Origin of the sequence: Pseudomonas hunanensis (genome assembly GCF_013393325.1) — a bacterium.
GTDB lineage: Bacteria > Pseudomonadota > Gammaproteobacteria > Pseudomonadales > Pseudomonadaceae > Aquipseudomonas > Aquipseudomonas putida_P.
In genome coordinates this window covers 216,474-238,884 of record NZ_QJRC01000084.1, presented here as the reverse complement: position 1 = coordinate 238,884, position 22,411 = coordinate 216,474, and the positions used below count along the sequence as shown (strand labels likewise).

At 63.8% G+C, this 22,411-nt stretch carries 18 protein-coding genes; 10 read left to right on the top strand and 8 right to left on the bottom strand.

Going from position 1 to position 22,411, the window contains the following annotated elements:
* The first annotated feature begins 192 nt into the window (after positions 1-192).
* The 9 genes from tkt (at position 193) to DM807_RS12150 (ending at position 9,615) form a co-directional block, all read left to right on the top strand.
* Positions 193-2,190 (top strand): transketolase, encoded by a 1,998-nt coding sequence (gene tkt, locus DM807_RS12190; RefSeq protein ID WP_179027414.1) that lies wholly within the window; start codon positions 193-195, stop codon positions 2,188-2,190.
* Positions 2,191-2,380: 190 nt separating this feature from the next.
* Positions 2,381-3,442: an erythrose-4-phosphate dehydrogenase gene (epd, locus tag DM807_RS12185; protein ID WP_069942948.1), complete on the top strand. Its 1,062-nt coding sequence runs from the start codon at positions 2,381-2,383 to the stop codon at positions 3,440-3,442.
* Between the two features lie 12 nt (positions 3,443-3,454).
* Positions 3,455-4,618, top strand: a complete 1,164-nt coding sequence (locus tag DM807_RS12180) for a phosphoglycerate kinase (RefSeq protein WP_012274523.1) — start codon at positions 3,455-3,457, stop codon at positions 4,616-4,618.
* Entirely contained in the window at positions 4,618-4,869 is a 252-nt protein-coding gene (locus DM807_RS12175) for a hypothetical protein (RefSeq protein ID WP_016489511.1), read from the top strand. The genes DM807_RS12180 and DM807_RS12175 overlap by 1 nt, the downstream gene beginning before the upstream one ends.
* A 63-nt stretch (positions 4,870-4,932) precedes the next feature.
* Positions 4,933-5,262 carry an MliC family protein gene (locus tag DM807_RS12170; RefSeq protein ID WP_012274521.1) on the top strand — a complete coding sequence of 110 codons (330 nt, stop codon included), beginning with the start codon at positions 4,933-4,935 and terminating at the stop codon, positions 5,260-5,262.
* Between the two features lie 100 nt (positions 5,263-5,362).
* Positions 5,363-6,427, top strand: a complete 1,065-nt coding sequence (gene fba / locus DM807_RS12165) for a class II fructose-bisphosphate aldolase (protein WP_012274520.1) — start codon at positions 5,363-5,365, stop codon at positions 6,425-6,427.
* Positions 6,428-6,639: 212 nt separating this feature from the next.
* Positions 6,640-8,766, top strand: a complete 2,127-nt coding sequence (locus DM807_RS12160; protein ID WP_179027413.1) for a putative bifunctional diguanylate cyclase/phosphodiesterase — start codon at positions 6,640-6,642, stop codon at positions 8,764-8,766.
* Positions 8,767-8,805: 39 nt separating this feature from the next.
* Positions 8,806-9,306, top strand: a complete 501-nt coding sequence (locus DM807_RS12155; protein WP_041166610.1) for a M48 metallopeptidase family protein — start codon at positions 8,806-8,808, stop codon at positions 9,304-9,306.
* A 12-nt stretch (positions 9,307-9,318) separates the two neighbouring features.
* Positions 9,319-9,615 (top strand): winged helix-turn-helix domain-containing protein, encoded by a 297-nt coding sequence (locus DM807_RS12150; RefSeq protein WP_012274517.1) that lies wholly within the window; start codon positions 9,319-9,321, stop codon positions 9,613-9,615.
* A gap of 73 nt (positions 9,616-9,688) precedes the next feature.
* Here DM807_RS12150 and DM807_RS12145 read toward each other — a convergent pair whose 3' ends face one another.
* A complete protein-coding gene (locus DM807_RS12145; protein ID WP_060494361.1) occupies positions 9,689-10,141 on the bottom strand; it encodes a GNAT family N-acetyltransferase in 453 nt (150 codons plus the stop codon).
* Between the two features lie 153 nt (positions 10,142-10,294).
* Here DM807_RS12145 and DM807_RS12140 point away from each other — a divergent pair, with 153 nt between their 5' ends.
* On the top strand, positions 10,295-11,032 hold the full coding sequence (locus tag DM807_RS12140) for a substrate-binding periplasmic protein (RefSeq protein ID WP_012274515.1): 738 nt from the start codon (positions 10,295-10,297) through the stop codon (positions 11,030-11,032).
* 33 nt (positions 11,033-11,065) lie between these two features.
* Here DM807_RS12140 and yccS read toward each other — a convergent pair whose 3' ends face one another.
* The 7 genes from yccS to DM807_RS12105 all read right to left on the bottom strand — a co-directional run bounded on the left by yccS (position 11,066) and on the right by DM807_RS12105 (position 22,226).
* A complete protein-coding gene (yccS, locus tag DM807_RS12135) occupies positions 11,066-13,249 on the bottom strand; it encodes a YccS family putative transporter (protein WP_069942945.1) in 2,184 nt (727 codons plus the stop codon).
* 83 nt (positions 13,250-13,332) lie between these two features.
* A complete protein-coding gene (locus DM807_RS12130) occupies positions 13,333-14,514 on the bottom strand; it encodes a BaiN/RdsA family NAD(P)/FAD-dependent oxidoreductase (RefSeq protein ID WP_012274513.1) in 1,182 nt (393 codons plus the stop codon).
* Positions 14,515-14,642: 128 nt separating this feature from the next.
* Positions 14,643-15,980 carry an ATP-dependent RNA helicase DbpA gene (gene dbpA / locus DM807_RS12125; RefSeq protein ID WP_238045876.1) on the bottom strand — a complete coding sequence of 446 codons (1,338 nt, stop codon included), beginning with the start codon at positions 15,978-15,980 and terminating at the stop codon, positions 14,643-14,645.
* A 112-nt stretch (positions 15,981-16,092) separates the two neighbouring features.
* A complete protein-coding gene (mdtD, locus tag DM807_RS12120) occupies positions 16,093-17,520 on the bottom strand; it encodes a multidrug transporter subunit MdtD (protein ID WP_060494365.1) in 1,428 nt (475 codons plus the stop codon).
* 109 nt (positions 17,521-17,629) lie between these two features.
* Positions 17,630-18,949, bottom strand: a complete 1,320-nt coding sequence (locus DM807_RS12115) for a TldD/PmbA family protein (RefSeq protein WP_179027411.1) — start codon at positions 18,947-18,949, stop codon at positions 17,630-17,632.
* On the bottom strand, positions 18,949-20,391 hold the full coding sequence (locus DM807_RS12110; RefSeq protein WP_179027410.1) for a TldD/PmbA family protein: 1,443 nt from the start codon (positions 20,389-20,391) through the stop codon (positions 18,949-18,951). Before DM807_RS12110 ends, DM807_RS12115 begins: the two co-directional genes overlap by 1 nt.
* A gap of 32 nt (positions 20,392-20,423) precedes the next feature.
* Complete coding sequence (locus DM807_RS12105; RefSeq protein ID WP_179027409.1) at positions 20,424-22,226, bottom strand: acyl-CoA dehydrogenase; 1,803 nt, start codon at positions 22,224-22,226, stop codon at positions 20,424-20,426.
* Positions 22,227-22,411: the final 185 nt, after the last annotated feature.

Below are 22,411 nucleotides of genomic sequence, written 5' to 3'. Positions count from 1 at the left end.
GGCCAATATCAAAAAGTTTTGATATTGAGTGATGAGCGGGGCGGCTAACCCGGTTTTGCCCCGAATTGAATGCCAATCACAGGAAAATCCCCCGACTGCGACCATACGTCATTGCCCCAAGCCCCCCCAGTGGGCGAAAATGGCCGCCTTTTTTCGTGACACCACCTATTCAAGCCCCCCAGGAGATCAGCGATGCCCAGCCGTCGTGAACGTGCCAACGCCATTCGTGCCCTCAGCATGGATGCCGTGCAAAAGGCCAACAGCGGCCACCCAGGTGCCCCTATGGGCATGGCGGATATCGCCGAAGTACTTTGGCGCGACTATCTGAAGCACAACCCGAGCAACCCGAACTTCGCCGACCGTGACCGCTTCGTGCTGTCCAACGGCCATGGCTCGATGCTGATCTACTCGCTGCTGCACCTGACCGGCTACGACGTCACCATCGATGACCTCAAGTCGTTCCGCCAGCTGCACAGCCGTACTCCGGGCCACCCGGAATTCGGCTACACCCCGGGTGTCGAAACCACCACCGGCCCGCTGGGCCAAGGCCTGGCCAACGCCGTGGGCTTTGCCCTGGCCGAGAAAGTACTGGGCGCCCAGTTCAACCGTGAAGGCCACAACATCGTCGACCACAACACCTATGTGTTCCTGGGCGACGGTTGCATGATGGAAGGCATCTCCCACGAAGTCGCCTCGCTGGCCGGCACCCTGGGCCTGAACAAGCTGGTTGCCTTCTATGACGACAACGGCATTTCCATCGACGGCGAAGTGCACGGCTGGTTCACCGACAACACCCCGGCGCGCTTCGAGGCGTACAACTGGCAGGTGATCCGCAACGTCGACGGCCACGATGCCGAAGAAATCAAGATGGCCATCGAAACGGCGCGCAAAAGCGACCGTCCGACCCTGATCTGCTGCAAGACCATCATCGGTTTCGGTTCGCCGAACAAGCAGGGCAAGGAAGACTGCCACGGTGCCCCGCTGGGCAACGACGAAATCGCCCTGGCCCGCAAGGAACTGAACTGGAACCACGGCCCGTTCGAAATCCCAGCCGACATTTATGCCGAGTGGGATGCCAAGGCCGCCGGTGCCAAGGCCGAAGCCGACTGGAACCAGCGCTTCGACGCCTACGCCAAGGCCTACCCGGAGCTGGCTGCCGAGTTCAAGCGCCGTGACAGCGGCAAGCTGCCGGCCGACTTCAGCGAGAAGGCCCAGGCCTACATCAACGAAGTGGCTGCCAAAGGCGAAACCATCGCCAGCCGCAAAGCCAGCCAGAACGCCCTGAACGCTTTCGGCCCGCTGCTGCCCGAGTTCCTCGGCGGCTCGGCTGACCTGGCCGGCTCCAACCTGACCCTGTGGAAAGGTTGCAAGGGTGTCGAAGCCAATGACGCCAGCGGCAACTACGTGTTCTACGGCGTGCGCGAGTTCGGCATGACCGCCATCATGAACGGCGTTGCCCTGCACGGTGGCCTGGTGCCTTACGGCGCGACCTTCCTGATGTTCATGGAATACGCCCGCAACGCCGTGCGCATGTCGGCGCTGATGAAGCAGCGCGTGATCCACGTGTACACCCACGACTCCATCGGCCTGGGCGAAGACGGCCCGACTCACCAGCCGATCGAGCAGCTGACCAGCCTGCGCAGCACGCCGAACCTGGACACCTGGCGCCCAGCCGACGCGGTGGAGTCCGCCGTGTCCTGGAAAAACGCCCTGGAGCGCAAGGACGGCCCTTCGGCGCTGATCTTCTCGCGTCAGAACCTGCAGCACCAGGACCGCAACGCCCAGCAGATCGCCGACATCAGCCGTGGTGGCTACGTGCTCAAGGACTGCGCTGGCGAGCCTGAGCTGATCCTGATCGCTACCGGTTCGGAAGTGGGCCTGGCTGTTCAGGCCTTCGACAAGCTGACCGAGCAAGGCCGCAAGGCGCGCGTGGTCTCCATGCCGTGCACCAGCGTGTTCGATGCCCAGGACGCTGCCTACAAGCAGTCCGTGCTGCCGCTGGAAGTCGGTGCGCGCATCGCCATCGAAGCCGCCCACGCCGACTTCTGGTACAAGTACGTCGGCCTGGAAGGTCGTATCATTGGCATGACCACCTACGGTGAGTCGGCGCCAGCTTCGGCACTGTTCGAAGAGTTTGGTTTCACCCTGGAGAACATCCTGGGTACTGCCGAAGAGCTGCTGGAAGACTGATGTAACAATGGAGGGCAGTGACGCCCTCCAGGTCGTGCAAGGGGAGGGCTTCGCCCTCCATCGCGACGCAAGGCCGCTCCTACAGGTACCGCGCAACCCCGATGTTGCCGCGGTACCTGTAGGAGCGGCCTTGTGTCGCGATGGGCCGCAACGCGGCCCCAAAAGCCATCATGCGTTAGCGAGCCAACGAATGCCCCACCTGCGTCCCTACAAAGTTGCACTCAACGGTTATGGCCGTATCGGCCGCTGTGTCCTGCGCGCGCTGTTCGAGCGGGGGGCAAAGGCCGGTTTCGAGATCGTCGCGCTGAACGACCTGGCCGACCAGGCCAGCCTGGAATACCTGACCCGCTTCGACTCCACCCACGGGCGTTTCCCCGGCGAGGTGAAGGTCGACGGCGACTGTCTGCATATCAATGGCGACTGCGTGAAGGTGATGCGCAGTGCCACCCCCGAAGGCATCGACTGGGCCGCGCTGGGCATCGACCTGGTGCTGGAGTGCTCCGGTGCCTACAACACCCGTGTCGATGGCCAGCGCTTCCTCGATGCCGGTGCGCCCCGGGTGCTGTTCTCGCAGCCGATGGCCAGCGAGGCCGACGTTGACGCCACGGTGGTCTATGGCATCAACCAGGCCTGCCTGACCGGCAGCGAGCGCCTGGTGTCCAACGCCTCGTGCACCACCAACTGCGGCGTGCCACTGCTGCGGGTGCTGGACCAGGCGTTCGGCATCGAATATGTGCAGATCACCACCATCCACTCGGCCATGAACGACCAGCCGGTGATCGACGCCTACCACCACGAAGACCTGCGCCGCACGCGCTCGGCCTTCCAGTCGGTGATCCCGGTGTCCACTGGTCTGGCGCGTGGCATCGAACGCCTGCTCCCGGAACTTGCCGGGCGAATCCAGGCCAAAGCGGTACGGGTACCGACCGTCAACGTCTCGTGCCTGGACATCACCCTGCAGACCGCCCGCGACACCAGCGCGGCCGAGGTCAACCGGGTGCTGCGCGAGGCCGCGCTGGAAGGCCCGCTGAAAGGCCTGCTGGCCTACACCGAGCTGCCGCACGCCAGCTGTGATTTCAACCATGACCCGCATTCGGCGATCGTCGATGCCAGCCAGACTCGTGTTTCCGGCCCTCGCCTGGTGAACCTGCTGGCCTGGTTCGACAACGAATGGGGTTTTGCCAACCGTATGCTCGACGTTGCAGAACACTTTCTGCACGTCGTCCACCCAACCCGCAACAAACAGCCCTGAAGGACTGCATTCATGACCGTGTTGAAGATGACCGACCTCGACCTGCAAGGTAAGCGCGTACTGATCCGCGAAGACCTCAACGTGCCTGTGAAGGACGGTGTGGTAGCCAGCGACGCGCGTATCCTGGCAGCGCTGCCGACCATCAAGCTGGCCCTGGAGAAGGGCGCGGCGGTAATGGTCTGCTCGCACCTGGGCCGCCCGACTGAAGGCGAATTCTCTGCCGAGAACAGCCTCAAGCCGGTTGCCGACTACCTGAGCAAGGCCCTGGGCCGTGATGTGCCGCTGGTTGCCGACTACCTGGACGGTGTCTCGGTACAGGCCGGTGAGCTGGTGCTGTTCGAGAACGTGCGCTTCAACAAGGGCGAGAAAAAGAACGCCGACGAGCTGGCGCAGAAATACGCCGCCCTGTGCGATGTGTTCGTCATGGACGCTTTCGGCACCGCGCACCGCGCCGAAGGTTCGACCCATGGCGTAGCCAAGTTCGCCAAAGTCGCTGCTGCTGGCCCGCTGCTGGCGGCCGAGCTGGATGCCCTGGGCAAGGCCCTGAAGGCCCCGGCCAAACCGATGGCGGCCATCGTTGCCGGCTCCAAGGTTTCCACCAAGCTGGACGTGCTGAACAGCCTGAGCAGCGTCTGCGACCAGCTGATCGTCGGCGGCGGTATTGCCAACACCTTCCTGGCCGCTGCTGGGCACCCGGTGGGTAAGTCGCTGTACGAGCCGGACCTGGTCGATACTGCAAAAGCCATCGCTGCCAAGGTCAGCGTACCGCTGCCAGTCGACGTGGTGGTCGCCAAGGAATTCGCTGAAACCGCCGAAGCCACCGTCAAGGCCATCGCCGACGTTGCCGCCGACGACATGATCCTGGACATCGGCCCGCAAACCGCAGCCAACTTCGCCGAACTGCTGAAGTCGTCGAAGACCATCCTGTGGAACGGCCCGGTCGGCGTGTTCGAGTTCGACCAGTTCGGCAACGGCACCAAGGTGCTGGCCAAAGCCATTGCCGACAGCGCCGCGTTTTCCATCGCCGGTGGCGGTGACACCCTGGCAGCCATCGACAAATATGGCGTCAGCAAGGAAATCTCCTACATTTCTACCGGGGGTGGTGCCTTCCTCGAATTCGTCGAAGGCAAGGTTCTGCCAGCGGTGGCAATCCTGGAAGAGCGGGCCAAGGCCTGATGACGTCGGCGCTTGGCAAAGGGAGTGGCCTGATGGTCAAGCAGTTGCCTGTGATGATGCTGGCTGGCCTGCTGAGCGCCTGCTCGGGTAGCCCGGCCTCCGATGGCGACCCGGCGCACCCGCCCAAGGGCGGGTGCTACCAGTCCGAGTGGCAGGCCGAAACCGTGCCGGTCATCAGCAAGCGCGTGGGCCCGGAAGGCCTGGAAAAGTACGACGAAGACCACCAGCGCAAGGCACCAGGCTGCCCTTGAACCCGGCGTTTCGTCGGCTCAGGCAACCAAGCGGCCGCTGTGTGGTCAGCTAGAGGATATGCAATGAAAGCGCTTTTGGCCGTGACGGCCCTGGCGACACTGGCAGGATGCTCACTGCTGCAGCCGGCGCAACCCGCCCCGGCAGACAACTGGACCCGTTGGGTCTGCGACACCCAGGCCGAAGTGCTGTGGCGCTTCGCCGATGCACAACGCGACCAGGTCGACGTGCGCCTTGGCGGCGGTGACCAGGTCTACCGGCTCAAGTCCGAGCCGGGTGCTTCGGGTGCGCTGTACAGCGATGGCATGCTGGCCTTCCACACCAAGGGCGAAGAAGGCCTGGTGTACTGGGTGGCAACCAACGATCTGATTGGGCGGGGCTGCAAGGCACCGTGACTGGCCGGGCCGCGAGGGTGGCCCACACTACTTGAACAGCAACCGCCCCTGCGGCAGGCTTGCACGAAACAAACGACGCTTGTCGGGAGAGAGATACACAATGGCACTCATTAGCATGCGCCAGATGCTGGACCACGCCGCCGAGTTCGGTTACGGCGTACCAGCTTTCAACGTCAACAACCTCGAGCAGATGCGCGCCATCATGGAAGCGGCCGACAAGACCGATTCCCCCGTGATCGTCCAGGCTTCGGCCGGTGCCCGCAAATACGCCGGCGCCCCGTTCCTGCGCCACCTGATCCTGGCTGCCATCGAAGAGTTCCCGCATATCCCGGTGTGCATGCACCAGGACCACGGCACCAGCCCTGACGTCTGCCAACGTTCGATCCAGCTGGGCTTCAGCTCGGTGATGATGGACGGCTCGCTGGGTGAAGACGGCAAGACCCCGACCGACTACGAGTACAACGTCCGCGTTACCCAGCAGACCGTTGCCATGGCGCACGCCTGCGGCGTTTCGGTAGAAGGCGAGCTGGGCTGCCTGGGTTCGCTGGAAACCGGCATGGCCGGTGAAGAAGACGGTATCGGCGCCGAAGGCGTGCTGGACCACAGCCAGATGCTGACCGACCCGGAAGAGGCCGCCGACTTCGTCAAGAAGACCCAGGTCGACGCCCTGGCGATTGCCATCGGTACCAGCCACGGTGCCTACAAGTTCACCAAGCCACCTACCGGTGACGTGCTGGCCATCGACCGCATCAAGGAAATTCACAAGCGCATCCCCAACACCCACCTGGTGATGCACGGTTCGTCCTCGGTACCGCAAGAGTGGCTGGCGATCATCAACCAGTACGGCGGCGACATCAAGGAAACCTACGGTGTACCGGTCGAAGAGATCGTCGAAGGCATCAAGTACGGCGTGCGCAAGGTCAACATCGATACCGACCTGCGTCTGGCCTCTACCGGTGCCATGCGCCGCCTGATGGCGACCAACCCGAGCGAGTTTGACCCGCGCAAGTTCTTCGGTGAAACCGTCAAGGCCATGCGTGACGTGTGCATCGCCCGTTACGAAGCCTTCGGCACCGCTGGCAATGCCTCGAAGATCAAGCCGATCTCCCTGGAAGGCATGTATCAGCGTTACCTGAAAGGTGAGCTGGCCGCCAAGGTCAACTGATCGACAGGCAGCCCTGAAAAACCCGCAGCGATGCGGGTTTTTTTATGGGCAAAGAAAGCCTGCGCATAATTTCGGCAGACCGACCGTTAGTCGGCTACCGTACAGTTGAGCCACTGATAGCGTTCTGATTGCATTGCGCGTTACAGCCTCGGGTCTAGAGTATTGATGGATCCAACCGTATTTTGAAGTCGGTCACATAACAGAGAAGCAGCATGGATGGCGCTCACCCTCAACCACAGCCACTGGATGGCAGCTCGGTTCTTCTGGTAGTAGACGACTACCCCGAGAACCTGATCAGCATGCGGGCCTTGCTGGCCCGGCAGGATTGGCAAGTGTTGACGGCAAGCTCGGGGATGGAAGCCTTGAGTGCGTTGCTTGAACACGAAGTCGACCTGGTGCTGCTGGATGTACAGATGCCGGAAATGGACGGTTTTGAGGTTGCCCGGCTGATGCGCGGCAGCCAACGCACCCGGCTGACCCCGATCATTTTCCTCACCGCCAACGAACAGTCCGAAGCGGCCGTGCTCAAAGGCTACGCCAGCGGCGCCGTGGACTACATGTTCAAACCGTTCGACCCGCAGATTCTCAAACCCAAGGTTCAGGCGCTGCTCGACCAGCAGCGCAACCGTCGCATGCTGCAGCGGCTGAGCCGTGAGCTGGAAGCGGCCAGGGCCTTCAACGCGTCGATCCTGGAAAATGCCGCCGAAGGCATCCTGGTGGTAGATGCCGAAGGCACCATCAGTTTTGCCAACCCGGCCATCTCGCGCTTGCTGTCGTCCCCGGTGCAGCAGCTGCAGGGCGCCCACCTGCTCGACCTGATGCAACTGGCCAGTGCCAGCCTGTGGCGCGAATCGGACTTCTACCAGGCCTATCTGGGGCGCCAGATTTTCCGTATACACGATGCCCAACTACGCACACAGGGGGGCGAACTGGTGCCGGTGGCGCTGTCCTGCGCACCGTTGCCCGTCGACCAGCAGGCCATGGTGGTGACCGTGCTGGACATGTCGGTGGTGCGCAACCTGCACCAGCAACTGGAGTACCAGGCCATTACCGACCCGCTCACCGGTCTGCTCAACCGTCGCGGTTTCTATCAGGCCGCCGAAGGTGCGCTGTTGCGCAACGAGCGCTCGGACAAGGCGCAGGCGTTGATGTACATGGACCTGGACGGCTTCAAGCGTATCAACGACTCGCTTGGCCATGATGCGGGCGACCGGGTGCTGCGCTGGGTGGCCGAGCAGCTCAAGGACTGCCTGGGCAGTGAGGCTTTGCTGGCGCGCATGGGCGGGGATGAGTTCACCGCACTGTTCGACAGCTTGCCTTACCCGGAGCAGGCCGGGCGTTATGCCGAACGGCTGCTCGAGCGTGTTTCCATCAGCCATGAGGTAGACGGGCTCGACGTATGCCTTGGGGTGAGCATCGGCATCGCCACCTACCCGGACTGCGGCGCCAATGTAGAAGGCCTGCTACGCGCAGCCGATGCCGCGATGTACGCGGCCAAGCGGGCCGGCCGCCAGCAATATCGCTTCTACGATCAGGAACTCAATGGCAGGGCGCGCTCGCGGTTGATGCTTGAGGACGGTGTGCGCACGGCCATCGAGCAGCAAGACTTCACCTTGGTGTACCAGCCGCAGGTCTCCTTCAACGATGGCCGTCTGCGAGGGTTCGAAGCCTTGCTGCGCTGGCAGCACCCCAGTGTTGGCGATGTGCCGCCGGGGCTGTTCATCCCGTTGCTGGAGGAGGCGCGGTTGATCAACCGCCTGGCCAGCTGGATCTACCGCCAGGGCGCGGCCCAGCGGCAGGCCTGGTACGAACGCTTTCCGGCAGACCTTGTGCTTGGCATCAGCTTGAGCCGCGCGCAGTTCGTGATGCCAGGCCTGGTCGAAGAGCTGCAGCGGGTCATCCAGCTTTACCAGCTTGTCCCGGCGCAGCTGGAGGTGGAGGTGGCGGAAACCTCGCTGATGTACAACATCGATGCGGCCGTCAAACAGATACACCGCTTGCGCGAGCTTGGCGTGCGGGTGGCCCTGGATGACTTTGGTGCGGGCGACTGTTCGCTGCGCATGCTGCGTGACTTGCCGATCGACACCTTGAAACTCGACCGTCACCTGGTAGCGCGCTTGCCCGACTCGGCAGTGGATGCCGCCCTGGTGCGCAGCGTTATCGGGCTGTGTGCCGACTACAGCATCACGGTGATCGCCGAGGGTGTGGAAACCCCGGCACAGGTGGCCTGGCTCAAAGCCAATGGTTGTGAATACGTTCAGGGTTTCCTGGTGGCTTATCCGATGACTGCCGCGGACGCCAGCGGCTTCCCGGCGATTTTCTCCTGGCCAGGGCCATGATTGGCTAGAATCGGCATTCGTTACGCCGACTACAGCGCCATGACCGTATTACGTTACTTGCAAGCCTACCCGCCGCACCTGCAGCAGCAGGTGCGGCAGATGATCGACAGTGACCGCCTGGGTGAGTACCTGCAGCGCCGCTATCCCGACCGCCATGACGTGCAAAGCGACAAGGCGCTGTACGGCTATGCCCAGGATCTGCGCCAGCAGTACCTGCGCAGCGCGCCGGGCCTGGACAAGGTGCTGTTCGACAGCCGCCTCGACCTGACCCACCGTGCCCTGGGCCTGAACACGGCAGTGTCCCGGGTGCAGGGCGGCAAGCTCAAGGCGAAGAAGGAAATCCGCATTGCTTCCTTGTTCAAGGAGGCCGCGCCACAGTTCTTGCGCATGATCGTGGTGCACGAGCTGGCGCACCTGCGCGAGCGCGATCACAACAAGGCGTTCTACCAGCTCTGCCAGCACATGGAGCCGGACTATCACCAACTGGAATTCGACCTGCGCGTCTACCTGACCTACCGGGAGCTGCCGGGCAACCTCTAAGGAACATGCAGCATGGAAGTGAGCAAGACCAAGAGCAGCTTCTACCGGCGCCTATACGTGGCCTGGCTGATCGACAGCCAGACCGCGACCAGCGTGCCCGCCCTGATGGAGGCCACCGGCATGCCCCGGCGCACAGCCCAGGACACCATCGCCGCCCTGGCCGACCTGGACATCGTCTGCGAGTTCGAGCAGCTGGAAGGCGCACGCAACCACGCCGGGCATTACCGCATCCATGAGTGGGGGGCGATCGACAAGCAGTGGATCATCCGGCACCTGCGGCAGATCCGCGAAGTGCTGGGTTACCCCTGATCAAGCGGGCGGCTGCAGTGCCCTGTGGGAGCGGCCTTGTGTCGCGAAAGGGGGCCGCTCCCACACGGTTGGCTCAACCCTTGCGCATGCCGATATGCGGAATGTCGTCTTCCAGGTATTCCTCGCCCACCACCTCAAACCCATGGCGGGCATAAAACCCCTGCAAATGAGCCTGCGCTGACAGGTATACCGGTACTCCCGGCCAGCAATGTTCTGCCGCTTCCAGGCCTTTGAGCAGCAACGGGTGCCCCAGCTTTTGCCCACGTGCCTCGGGTGCAGTCACCACGCGCCCGATCACCACGTCCCCGCCCTGTGACTGCGGGTCGAGCAGCCGCAGGTAGGCCACTAGCTTGTCTTCCTGCCAGGCCATCAGGTGCAAGGTATCGCCGCTCAGGTCCTGGCCATCGACTTCCTGGTACGCGCAACGCTGCTCGACCACGAACACTTCGGTGCGCAATTGCAAAATGGCATAGAGCTGGTCCTTGCCGAGGTCGGTGTGGTGCTTGCAGAGCCAGTCGATGGACATTGGCGAACTCCTTGAATGGGCTGTCGATCATCGCACGTCATCTGTGCTTCGGCCAAAATAGAGGCTAAATGACACTATTGGCCGCTGCCCTCGGCAACGGCTTTGTGTAATCTCATCGGCAGTGTGCGCCCCCCATTGCGAAAGGACGTGAGCATGCGGCCACTGCTTTGTGTTCTGGGATTACTGGCAATGATGCTGGCAACACCCGCCCCGGGTCACGACAGGCTACGCCTGGTGGCCGACAACTGGCCACCGTTCACCGATGCCAACATGGCGGGTGGCGGCCTGGCGACCAGCATCGTCACCACGGCATTGGCCCGTGCCGGCTACGCCAGCGGCTATGAAGAAGTGCCGTGGGCGCGGGCGTTGCTGGGGGTTGGTGAAGGGCGCTACGACGTGCTGATCAATGCCTGGTACAACGACTCACGCGCCAACATCGGGCAATTTTCCAAAGCCTATCTGAGTAACCGCATTCGCCTGCTGCAGCGCAAGGGCGAAGCGTTCCACTACAAGCACCAGTCTGACTTGTACCCCTACAGCATCGCCGTGGTGCGTGATTACGCCTACTCACCAGAATTCGACGGCGATACTCGCCTGCACAAGGTGCCGGTGCGCAACTTCTCTTCCGCGGTGCGCATGCTGGCGGCAGGGCGGGTGAACCTGGCGGTGGAGGACGAGTACGTGGCGCGTTACAACCTGCAGCGCGAGCCGCAGGACGTGCGTGATGGGGTGATGCTGGTGGAGCCGCCGTTGGGGGAAAACACCCTGCACATCCTGGTCAGCCTGAAGCACCCGGAGCATCAGCGAATCGTCGAGCGTTTCGAGCAGGCGATTGCGGCGATGAAGGCCGATGGCAGCTATGCCCGGCTGCTGCGCCAACATGGCTTTTGACTTCTGAGGCCCGCACCGGCTTATCGAGCAAAATCAGGCCGGCGCATCTTCCTTGATCAGGTGCGCCGCCAAGGTCCTCAATGGCCCCAACTGCCGGCAGATCAATGCCAACTGCGTCTGCACCAGCCGCTGATGCTCATCCAGTTCTTCCGGCATTTGCTCCAGGGCATTGGCCAGTGCTTCTTCGGCATCACTGTGAATCGCGATCGGCAGCCGCGCCGCCAAACCGTTGGCGATCTCGTCCAGGCTGCTGGCCAGGCTTTGCCCGGCACCTTCGATCAACTGCTCCTGCACCTGCGCCGGCAACGCCGTGTCGCGGTGCGCGCCCAGCCCCGAGAGGTAGCTGAGCAAGGTGTGCGACAGCACCAGGAAGCGGAAGCCAACGTCGGCCTCCTTACGGAAATGTCCCGGCTCCATCAGCATGTTGGCCAAGGTGGTGGACAGTGCCGCGTCGGCGTTGTGAGCATTGCGCCGGGCCAGGCGGTAAGCCAGGTCGTCACGCTTGCCATGGGCATACTGCTGCATGATTTGGCGCAGGTACACGCTGGCGCAGGCCAGGGTATTGGCCAGCGCCTTGTTCAACCGCCGCCCTTGCCAGTCAGGCAAGAACAGGAACACCGCAAGGATGGCGATCAGGCTGCCCACCAGGGTATCGAACAGGCGTGGCAGGAACAGGCCGTAGCCATCGCCGATCTGGTTGAAGCAGAACAGCACCATCAAGGTGATCGCGGCCGTGGCCAAGGTGTAGCGGGTGGTGCGGTTGACGAAGAACACCACCCCGGCGACCACGGCGAACAGCGACTGGATGACCGGGTTGGGGAACAGGTCGAACAAGGCCCAGCCCACCGTCAGGCCGACAGCGGTACCGAAGATGCGCTGCACCAGCTTGCGCCGGGTTGCACCGTAGTTGGGCTGGCACACGAACAGCGTGGTGAGGATGATCCAGTAGCCCTGGGTCGGGTGAATCAGGTGCACCATGCCGTAGCCGATCGACAGCGCCAGCGGCAGGCGCAAGGCGTGGCGGAACAGCAACGAGGTCGGTGTGAGCTGGGTGCGCAGGCGCGTCCACACATCCTTCAGCGAGCGTGGCGAGCGGTCGAGCAGGCTGCTGTCGCTGGCGTCGGCCAGGCTGTCAGGGTTGCTGGCGGCACTGAGCTGGCGGTCCAGCGTTGCCAGGTTGGCGGCCAGCGCCCGCAGCGAGCGCAACAGGCCACGCCAGGCCGGGTTGCTCTGGATACGCAGGTGCTCAAGTGAAGCGTTGAGGTCCTCGAGGGCTTCGGGATAACCGCTTGCCAGCACGAATGGCTGGCGCAGGCGGATCGAGCGGGCCAGCTCCTGGCAGGATGAACCCTGCTTACGCAGCAGGCGCTGGCAGCGGAACATCACGTCACTGTGGAAAAACGCCTCGGTCAGTGCGTTGTAGGGGTAGTGCGAGGCACTGACCCGTTCGTGAATGTCCTGGGCCAGGAAGTACAGCTTGAGGTAACGGCTGACCTTCGAGTTCGGTTGGCTGTTGCCCACCCGGTGCAGGATGATTTCCTTGGCTGCGTTCAGCGCGGCCACCACCTTGCCATTCTGTTGGGCCAGCTCCAGGCGCCGGGCCTCGACGTCGAGGGTGCGGATCGGTTCGAACAGGCTGGCCTTCAGCTTGAGGTAGCTGCCCAGTTCGTAGAACAGCTTGGCCAGGCTCTGCTGCACCGGCTGGTTGGAAAACAGCGCCTGCCAAAGTACTGAAAGCAGCCCGTACCAGGCCGCACCCGCCACCAGCAGCAGCGGCTCGTGCCAGAAGTCCGTCACTTGGCCGCCGCGCTGGTCCACACCGATCATGGTGTAAACCGCCGTGATCAGTGTCGCCGAGGCAATCGCACCATAGCGCTCGCCCAAGGCGCCAAGCATGGTCAGGCCAAACGCCGCCAGGGCCAGGGCGATGGCAAAGACCCAGGGGTAGGGGAACAGTAGTTCGACCGCCAGCGCAGCGATGGCGAAACACACCAGGGTAACGGCCAAGGCGCTAAGGCGGCCTTGCCAGCTGTCGTCGGTTTCGGCCAGGGCGCTGGCGATGATGCCGAGGAACAGCGGAATCAGCAGGGCCATCTCGTTCTGGTACCAGCACAGGGCCAGGCTGCCGGTGAGGGCGATGGTGACCCGGATGCTGTAGCTGAACTTGTCTTGGCCCCACAGGCGACGCAGTGACTGACGGAACGAGCTCGATGACATGATGGCCTGCTAGGCAGTGAGCGAAGAATGCAATGCAGCACGGGCCAGCAAGAAGCGTTCCGTGCTGCTGAATGGATTCTACTCTACACGAACTGCGCTGCGGCGTTGGCCGATGCCCAGGCCCACTGGAAGTTGAAACCGCCCAGGTGGCCGGTGACGTCCAGCACTTCGCCGATGAAGTACAACCCAGGGCTTTTCAGCGACTCCATGGTCTTGGACGACACTTCGCGGGTATCGACGCCGCCCAAGGTCACTTCGGCGGTGCGATAGCCTTCGGTGCCGGCCGGCACCACTTGCCAGTTCGCCAGCTTTTCGGCGATTTGCGCCAGCTCTGCTGGGGTGTACTGCTTCATCGGCTTGGACTCGAACCACTGCTCGGCCAGCAGGTTGGCCAGCTTGCGGGTGAACACTTCGCCCAGCACGGTCTTCAGTTCGGCGTTGGCGCGTTCGGCCTGCATTTGCTGCAGCCAGGTCAGCGCATCGCGGTCGGGCAGCAGGTTGATCTCGACCGTGTCGCCGGCTTCCCAGAACGACGAGATCTGCAGGATTGCCGGGCCGCTCAGGCCGCGGTGGGTGAACAGCAGGTTCTCGCGGAAGCTGGTGCCGTTGCAGCTGGCGGTGCAATCCAGTGAGGTGCCGGACAACTCGGTGCACAGTGCCTTGAGTTGGGGCTCGGTGATGGTGAACGGCACCAGCCCGGCGCGGGTCGGCAGCAGCGTGTGGCCGAACTGGCGCGCCACTTGGTAGCCGAAGCCGGTGGCGCCCAGGGTGGGAATCGACAGGCCGCCCGTGGCGATCACCAGCGACTGGCAGGCGAACTGGCCGCCGTTGGTCTGCAGCAGGTAGCCGTTTTCGGTCTTCTCGATCTGTTCGATGCTGGTGTGCATGCGGATCTCGGCGCCGGCCTCGTCGCATTCGGCCAGCAGCATGTCGAGGATGTCGCTGGCCTTGTTGTCGCAGAACAGCTGGCCAAGTTTCTTCTCGTGGTACGCCACGCCGTGTTTGCACACCAGCTCGATGAAGTCCCACTGGGTGTAGCGGGCCAGGGCCGACTTACAGAAGTGCGCATTCTGCGACAGGAAGTTGGCTGGCTCGGTGTACATGTTGGTGAAGTTGCAGCGCCCGCCGCCGGACATGAGGATCTTCTTGCCTGGCTTGTTGGCGTGGTCGAGCAGCAGTACCCGGCGGCCACGGCGGGCGCTGAGCTGGGCGCACATCAGGCCGGCGGCGCCGGCGCCGAGGATGATCACGTCGGTGGAGTGCACGGTATAAACCTATCTGGATTCGTAATGGCTACGCCGAACCTGTGGGAGCGGGTTTACCCGCGAATAGGGCGGTGCACGCACCATCGAATTCGCGGGTAAACCCGCTCCCACAGGGACCTTGCCTGGCTTTAGATAATGCGGACTTTCAGGGCGCGACCCTTGATCTTGCCGCTGTTCAGCCGCTGCATGGCCTGTTTGGCCAACGCCCGCTCCACGGCCACGAACGCCTGGAAGTCGAAGATGGCGATCTTGCCCACCTGCTTGCCTGGGATCCCGGCATCACCGGTCAGCGCACCGAGAATGTCGCCAGGGCGCAGCTTGTCCTTGCGGCCAGCGGCAATGCACAGCGTGGTCATCACCGGCAGCAGTGGTTCGCCACCCTTGTTCTTCAGGCTGTCCAGCGAGTCCCAGCGCAGTGGGCTTTTCTGCAGGTCTTCGATGGCCTGGGCACGGTGGCCTTCGGCCGGTGCCACCAGGCTGACCGCGATCCCCTTCTCGCCGGCACGGCCAGTACGGCCCACGCGGTGCACGTGGATTTCCGCATCACGTGCCAGTTCCACGTTGATGACCATGTCCAGGCCATCGATGTCCAGGCCACGCGCGGCCACGTCGGTCGCCACCAGCACCGAGCTGCTGCGGTTGGCGAACATGGTCAGCACCTGGTCGCGGTCACGTTGCTCCAGGTCGCCGTGCAGGGCCTGGGCGACGATGCCCTTGGCGGTCAGGTGGGCAACCACATCCTCGCACTGCTGCTTGGTGAAGCAGAACGCCACGCAGGACTGCGGGCGGTAGTGGCCGAGCACGCGGGTGACGGCCTCCAGGCGGTGCTGCGGGTCGATCTCGATGAAGCGCTGCTCGATCTGGTTGTCGGTGTGCAGGCTCTCGACCTTGACTTGCTGCGGGTTGCGCATGAAGTCGGCGGCCAGCTGCTTGATGCCAGCCGGGTAAGTGGCCGAGAACAGCAGGGTCTGGCGGCGCGCCGGGGTCTTGCCGATGATGCTGGCGATGGCATCGAAGAAGCCCATGTCGAGCATGCGGTCGGCTTCGTCGAGTACCAGGGTGTTGAGGCCATCGAGCACCAGGGTGCCTTTGTCCAGGTGTTGCTGGATGCGCCCTGGGGTGCCGACGATGATGTGCGCACCGTGCTCCAGCGAAGCGATTTGCGGGCCCAGCGAAACGCCGCCGCACAGGGTGAGGATCTTGATGTTGTCCTCGGCGCGGGCCAGGCGGCGCAGTTCCTTGGCCACCTGGTCGGCAAGCTCGCGGGTAGGGCACAGCACCAGTGCCTGGCAGCCGAAGTAGCGCGGGTTGATCGGGTTGAGCAGGCCGATGCCGAAGGCAGCGGTCTTGCCACTGCCGGTCTTGGCCTGGGCGATCAGGTCCTGGCCTTTGAGGATGACTGGCAGGCTCTGGGCCTGGATCGGCGTCATCGAGGCATAGCCGAGGGCGTCCAGGTTCGCCAGCATGGCGGCGGACAACGGCAGAGTGGCAAAGGCGGTGGATTCGGTGGTCACGAGGCGGGCCTGCGTTGCGAAGCGAAAAATGCCGCACAGTCTACCAGCCTCGTGGCCATTCGCCCTATGGTTCCATGTGTTGTTCCGGACGACGGGCACGCCTTCCGTCCGTCGGCGCCAGTTGCAGGAAGATCGCCGCCGCCAGCATGGCCATGATGCCGATGGTGACGAAGGTCAGCTGGAAGGCGCCCAGGGTGCTTTCCACGCCCTCGGCACTGCCCGCTGCGGTAAAGCCGCCGAGCAGTGCGCCGGCGCAGGCCACGCCCAGGCTCAACGCCAGTTGCGCGACCACCGACAGCAGGCTGTTGCCGCTGCTGGCGCTGGCGTCGTCCAGGTCGATCAGGGTTACTGTGTTCATGGCCGTGAACTGCATCGAGTTGACAGCGCCGAGCAGGCCCAGCTGGATCAACAGCACGGCGTAGGGCGTTTGCTCGTCGACCAGGCCGAGGCTGGCCAGCAGCAGGCCCAGCAGCAACGTGTTGCCGGTGAGGATGATGCGGTAGCCGAACCGCTCGATCAGCGGCCTGGCGATGGACTTGGCAAGCATGGCCGCCGCCGCCAGCGGGATCATGCTCATGCCAGCCTGCGCCGGAGAGTAGCCCAGCGCCACCTGCAACAGTAATGGCACCAGGAAGGGCAGGGCGCCGCTGCCCAGGCGGGCGAACAGGTTGCCGAGGATGCCGATGGCGAAGGTACGCACGCGGAACAGGCTGGGCGAGAACAGTGGCTCCGGGTCGCGCCCGGCGCGCAGCCAGTAGGCGGCAAGGCAGGCCATACCGGCGAACAGCAGCAACATGACCCGCAAGTGCGGCAGGTGCAACTCGCCCAGGCCTTCCATGGCGATGGTGATCAGCACCATCGCCGCGCCGAACAACAGGAAGCCGGGGCCGTCGAACGAGGTTCGCTCGGCCCCGCGCAGGTCCGGGATGAACTTCCATACTGCAATGCAGCCGATCAGGCCAACCGGCAGGTTGAGCAGGAAGATCCAGTGCCAGCTGAGGATTTCCACCAGCCAGCCACCGACCGTGGGGCCCAGCAATGGCCCCAGCAGGCCGGGGATGGTGATGAAGCTCATGATCCGCACCAGTTCGCTGCGCGGGTAAGCACGCAGCACCACCAGCCGCCCAACCGGCAGCATCAGCGCACCGCCCAGGCCCTGCACGACGCGGGCGAAGATCAGGAAGCCCAGGCTGTTGGCGGCGGCGCACAGCAGCGAACCGAAGCTGAACAGCAGGATGGCGCTGAAGAAGATGCGTTTGGTGCCAAAGCGGTCGGCGATCCAGCCCGAAGCAGGGATCAGCAGGGCCACGGTGAGCATGTAGGCGATGATCACGCCCTGCATGCGCAGCGGGTCTTCGGCCAGCGAGCGGGCCATGGCCGGCAGCGCGGTGTTGAGGATAGTGCCGTCCAGGGACTGCATGAAGAAGGCGATGGCTACCACCCAGGGGATCCAGCGGGCGGTGACGGGGTCCAGCGGGGTGCGTTCGGGCATGACTTCCTCGTTTGTCAGTGCCGGCCTCTTCGCGGGCAAGCCCGCTCCTACAAGGATTGTGCGTTCCCTGTAGGAGCGGGCTTGCCCGCGAAGAGGCCGCTAATGCCTATCACAATGTCAGGGTCAGGCCTTTGACCAGTGCCCCCGGCAAATGACTCGACCCGGTACTGCGCTGTCCATAGGTACTGGTCGACAGGATCATTTCGCGCGCCTGGGTCAGGTCCTCCAGCTGGCTGCCGAGCAGGCTGTACAGGCTGTCATCGAAACGCATGGTACTTACCGGCCCCTGGATCTGCCCGTTTTCCACCCAGAAAGTGGCGAATCGGGTCAAACCGGTCATCCGCGCTGCCGGAAGGTCAGAGTAGTTCAGGTACCACAGGTTACTGATGTACAGCCCAGTACCCAGTCGCTCAAGGACCTGCTCGCTGGCCAGGTTACCCGGTGCCAGGCTGAGCGCACAGGGCGACTCGTAGCTGTCGGCGCCATTGGCCAGCAGCTCGAACTCGGCCGCACTGCGCGCACTGATCAATCGCTGCTGGGCCTGGCCCTGCTGGATCAACGGCACATCCAGGCGCGGCGCACCTTCGTCGGAAAACGCCGGGCTTAGCGACCCGCTGACCTGCTCGGTGAAACTCACCAGCGGGCTCAGCCGTGCATCGCCGTTGTACAAGCGCTGCAGGGCGCTGTTGCCAGTGGCCAGGGCCTGCGCGGAAAAACCGCCCCAGCAGAGCATGCCGGCGATCTCGTCCATGGCTGCCGGGGCCAGGTAGGCGCGGTAGCTTCCCGGTTTGAGGGTGATCGCCGGGCGACCGAGGAAGCCCAGTTGTTCACGTGCCTGGCGCAGGCGTGCGATGAAGTCGTCTGCGCTCCACAGCTGGCCGGCATAGTTGGCCTTCACCGCCTGGCCGTTTTCGTGGAACAGGCTCCAGTCGAAGTTGAAACTGTTGGCCTGGTGCCAGCCAAAGGCCCCGAACGAACTGGCAAAGCCTCGGCAGATAGGGCCTGCGGCGTAGATGCCTACCAGGTCCAGGTCACCTGCCTCGCTGTCGAGCAAGGCCAGCACTTCGTCCAGCTCCGGCAGTGGTTGTTCCTGCAGGCTGTGGCTTTGCCAGGCGCTTTCGTCCAGGCGCAGGTAGGGGTCGAGAGCTAACAGCGGCAGGGTCTGGCGCAATTGCGCCAAAGCATCGGCCAGGCGCTGGCGGTCCAGCTGCACGTCGCCACTCAAGGTCACTTGCTGTTCCGCCTGGCGGCCATCGCGCACCAGCCGCAGTTGAGCGCTGGCCTGGCTCACTTCGCCGGCCTGGCGCACCTTGGCGTGGTTGAAACGCACGAATTGCGACTGTTCGGCGCTGTAGCCGAGGGTGAACTGTTCGCCTGCTTGCAGGGCGGCGCGCACATCCCCGACCAGGGTTTCGAAAGCATGTTGCATCAGGCGTCTCCTCCGAATACGTCGATCTGGCGGAACACGCAGGCCGGCGAGGCATGGCCGACCCGCACCACCTGGTTGGGTTCGCCCTTGCCGCAGTTGGGCGTGCCCAGTACCTGGAAGGTGCTGCGGTCGCCGACGGCCGACAGGTTGAGCCAGAACTGCGCGGAGATGCCACGGTAGTTGGGGTTCTTGACGATGCCCTTCAGCTCGCCATTTTCGATCAGTTGGCCCCATTCGCAGCCGAACTGGAACTTGTTGCGCGCATCGTCGATGGACCAGGAACGGTTGGTACGCATCAGGATGCCGTGCTCGATGCCCTGGATCAGCTGCTGCAGGCTTTGGTCGCCCGGTTCGATGTTGAGGTTGGCCATGCGGTCGATCGGGGCACGGTTCCAGCCACAGGCGCGGCTGTTGGCCACGCCGTCCAGGCCAGAGCGGAACTGCGACAGCGCGCCGCCCAGTGGGCGCAGCAGCAGGCCGTCGCGGATCAGGAACTGCTTGCTGGCCGGGGTGCCGTCATCATCAAAGCTGTAGCTGGCCAGCTCTTCGCCGATGGTCGGGTCGAAGGTCACGTTCAATAGGCTGGAACCGTATTGCAGGTGGCCGAAGTCGCTGGCTTTGACGAAGCTGGTGCCGGCGTAGTTGCGCTCGTCGCCGAGGATGCGGTCCATCTCCAACGGGTGGCCGATGGACTCGTGGATCTGCAGCATCATCTGGTCCGGCATCAGCAGCAGGTCGCGCGGGCCGCTTGGGGTGTTGGGGGCCATCAGCAGTTGCAGTGCCTCGTCGGCGACCTGCCGGGCGGCGCCGACCAGCCCGCAGCGCTCGATGATCTCGAAACCGCCCTGTTGGCCGAAGTTGTCGCGGCCCAGGCTGCGGCTTTGGCTATCCTGGCCGTCGCTGGCGGTCACACCCAGGCCTGGGAACAGGAAACGCTGGGCATGGCGTAGCTCGGCGCCGGCCGAGTTCAGGTAGGTTTGCTCGACCAGGCTCAGGCCCAGGCTGGCCTGCCAGTCCACTAGGCGGCTGTCCTTGGGCACGCTGGCCGATTCGGCAGCCAGCAGGCCAAGGCAGTCGGCGAGGCTAGGTACGGGCTGGTCGAAATGGGGTGAGAGATGGTCGTGACGAGCACTGGTCACTGGCTGCTCGCGCAGGTCCAGCAGGCTGTGCGGAGCGATCTGCCGGGCCAGTGCCTCGGCTTGCTCCAGTGCGCGTTGCAGGCCGGCCTGGGACAGGTCGGCGGTGGCCGCATAGGCCTCCACGCCGTTGACCCGCACGGTGAGCATGGCGCCTTCGTCCTGGCTGAAGAACGGTGGTTCGGCAACGTTGCGCCGAACTGAAAGCGCCTGGTGCGACTGTTTCACATGGCGCAGGGAAAACAACTCGGCCGTACTGCGCAGCGCGGCAAAGCGCTGGCGCAGCAGGGCGCTGGAATCGAACATGCAAAAGCCTCCGTGTACACGGTGGCTCCCCCTTAGAACCACTCGTCCTGCATGGTGAGGCAGGTGTTGTCGCGCGCCTCTAGCAATGCCAGCTCATTATGGCAGCCCGGTACTTCCCAGGTCAGGAAATAACGTGCGGCCTGGAGCTTGCCGAGGTAGAAGGTGCGGTCGGCAGCGTTGCCCTTTAGCAAACCAAGCTCGGCGTGAATCGCCTGCTCCAGCCAGCGCCAGCCGATAACGCAGTGGCCGAAGGCCTTGAGGTACAGGGCCGAGTTGGCCAAGGCGCCAGCGACTTTGCCTTGTGCCAGGTCGCCGAGCAGGGCCAGCGTTACGCTTTGCAGGCGGTTGACCAGTTGTTCCAGTGGCTGGCGCAGTGGGTCGAGGTTGGGGTGGTGGCTGGCGCGCTCGCCGGTGTTGGCGATCAGGCGGATGAGTTGTTTGAGCCCGGCGCCATTGTTTTGCGCCAGCTTGCGGCCAAGCAAGTCGAGCGACTGAATACCCTCGGTGCCTTCGTGAATCGGGTTCAGGCGGTTGTCGCGGTAATACTGTTCCACCGGATATTCGCGGGTGTAGCCGTGGCCGCCGAGAATCTGGATCGCCAGTTCGTTGGCCTTGAGGCAGAACGTCGACGGCCACGACTTGACGATCGGAGTCAGCAGGTCGAGCAGTTCCTGAGTCTGCTGGCGGGTGCTTTCTTCGCTGGCGGTGTGGGTATCGTCGAATAGACGGGCGGCATACAGGCCCAGGTCAAAGGCACCTTCCACGTAAGCCTTCTGGGCCAGCAGCATGCGCTTTACATCGCTATGTTCGATGATCGGCACCGCTTGGCTGTGTGGGTCTTTGTTGTCCGGTAGCCGGCCCTGCGGACGCTGTCGGGCGTATTCCAACGAGTAAAGGTAGCCGGCGTAACCTAGCATCACTGCACCCATGCCGACGCCGATACGCGCCTCGTTCATCATCTGGAACATGCAGGCCAGGCCCTGGTGTGGCTGGCCGACCAGGTAGCCGACGCACTGGCCGTTGTCGCCGAAGTTCAGCGCGGTGGAGGTAGTGCCGCGCCAGCCCATCTTGTGGAACAACCCGGCCAGCAGCACGTCATTGCGCGAGCCACGGCTGCCGTCCGGGTTCACCAGATATTTCGGCACGATGAACAGCGAGATGCCCTTCACCCCGGGCGGGGCGTCCGGCAGCTTGGCCAGCACCATGTGCACGATGTTTTCCGACAGTTCGTGGTCGCCACCGGAGATGAAGATCTTGTTGCCTTTGAGCCGGTAGCTGCCGTCGGGTGCAGGTTCGGCGCGGGTGCGGATGTCGGCCAGAGACGAGCCGGCGTGGGGCTCGGTCAGCGCCATGGTACCGAAGTAGCGGCCCTCGATCATCGGTTGCAGGAACAGGCGCTTCTGTTCCTCTGTGCCGAAACTCTCGATCAGGTTGGCTGCGCCCATGGTCAGGAATGGGTAGGCCGTGGTGCCGGCGTTGGCGGCCTGGAAGTGGGCGAAGCAGGCCTGCGACACCAGGCTGGGCAGCTGCATGCCACCCACCTCGAAGTCCCGGTTGGTGTTGAGAAAGCCGGCTTCGAGGAAGGCGTCGACGGCAGGCTTCACCTCGGTGATCAGCTCCGCGCGACCATCCACGTAGCGCGGCTCGTTCTCGTCGGCCTTGCGGTTGTGCGGGGCGAAGTACTTTTCGGCGATGGTGCGGGCGGTGGTCAGTGCCGCGTCGAAGGTTTCACGGCTGTGCTCGGCGAAACGCGGGCGCTGGGTGAGGGCTTCGGCGTCGAGTACTTCGTAGAGCTCGAAGGCCAGGTTACGAGGGCTGAGCAGGGTCTCGGGCATGGGGGCGGTCCTGAGGCGGGATGCTGCGAGTGTAGGGAACCGGGTGGTGTGGGGGGAGGTTAATAGGTTTGGGTGATATGGGTTTAGAACGGGTGGGGCATACAGGTGCTTGCCTTGATGGTTTCTGCGCCTGTGAGACCGAGCGCCGCCCGCGCGGCGCATCGCGACGCAAGGCCGCTCCTACA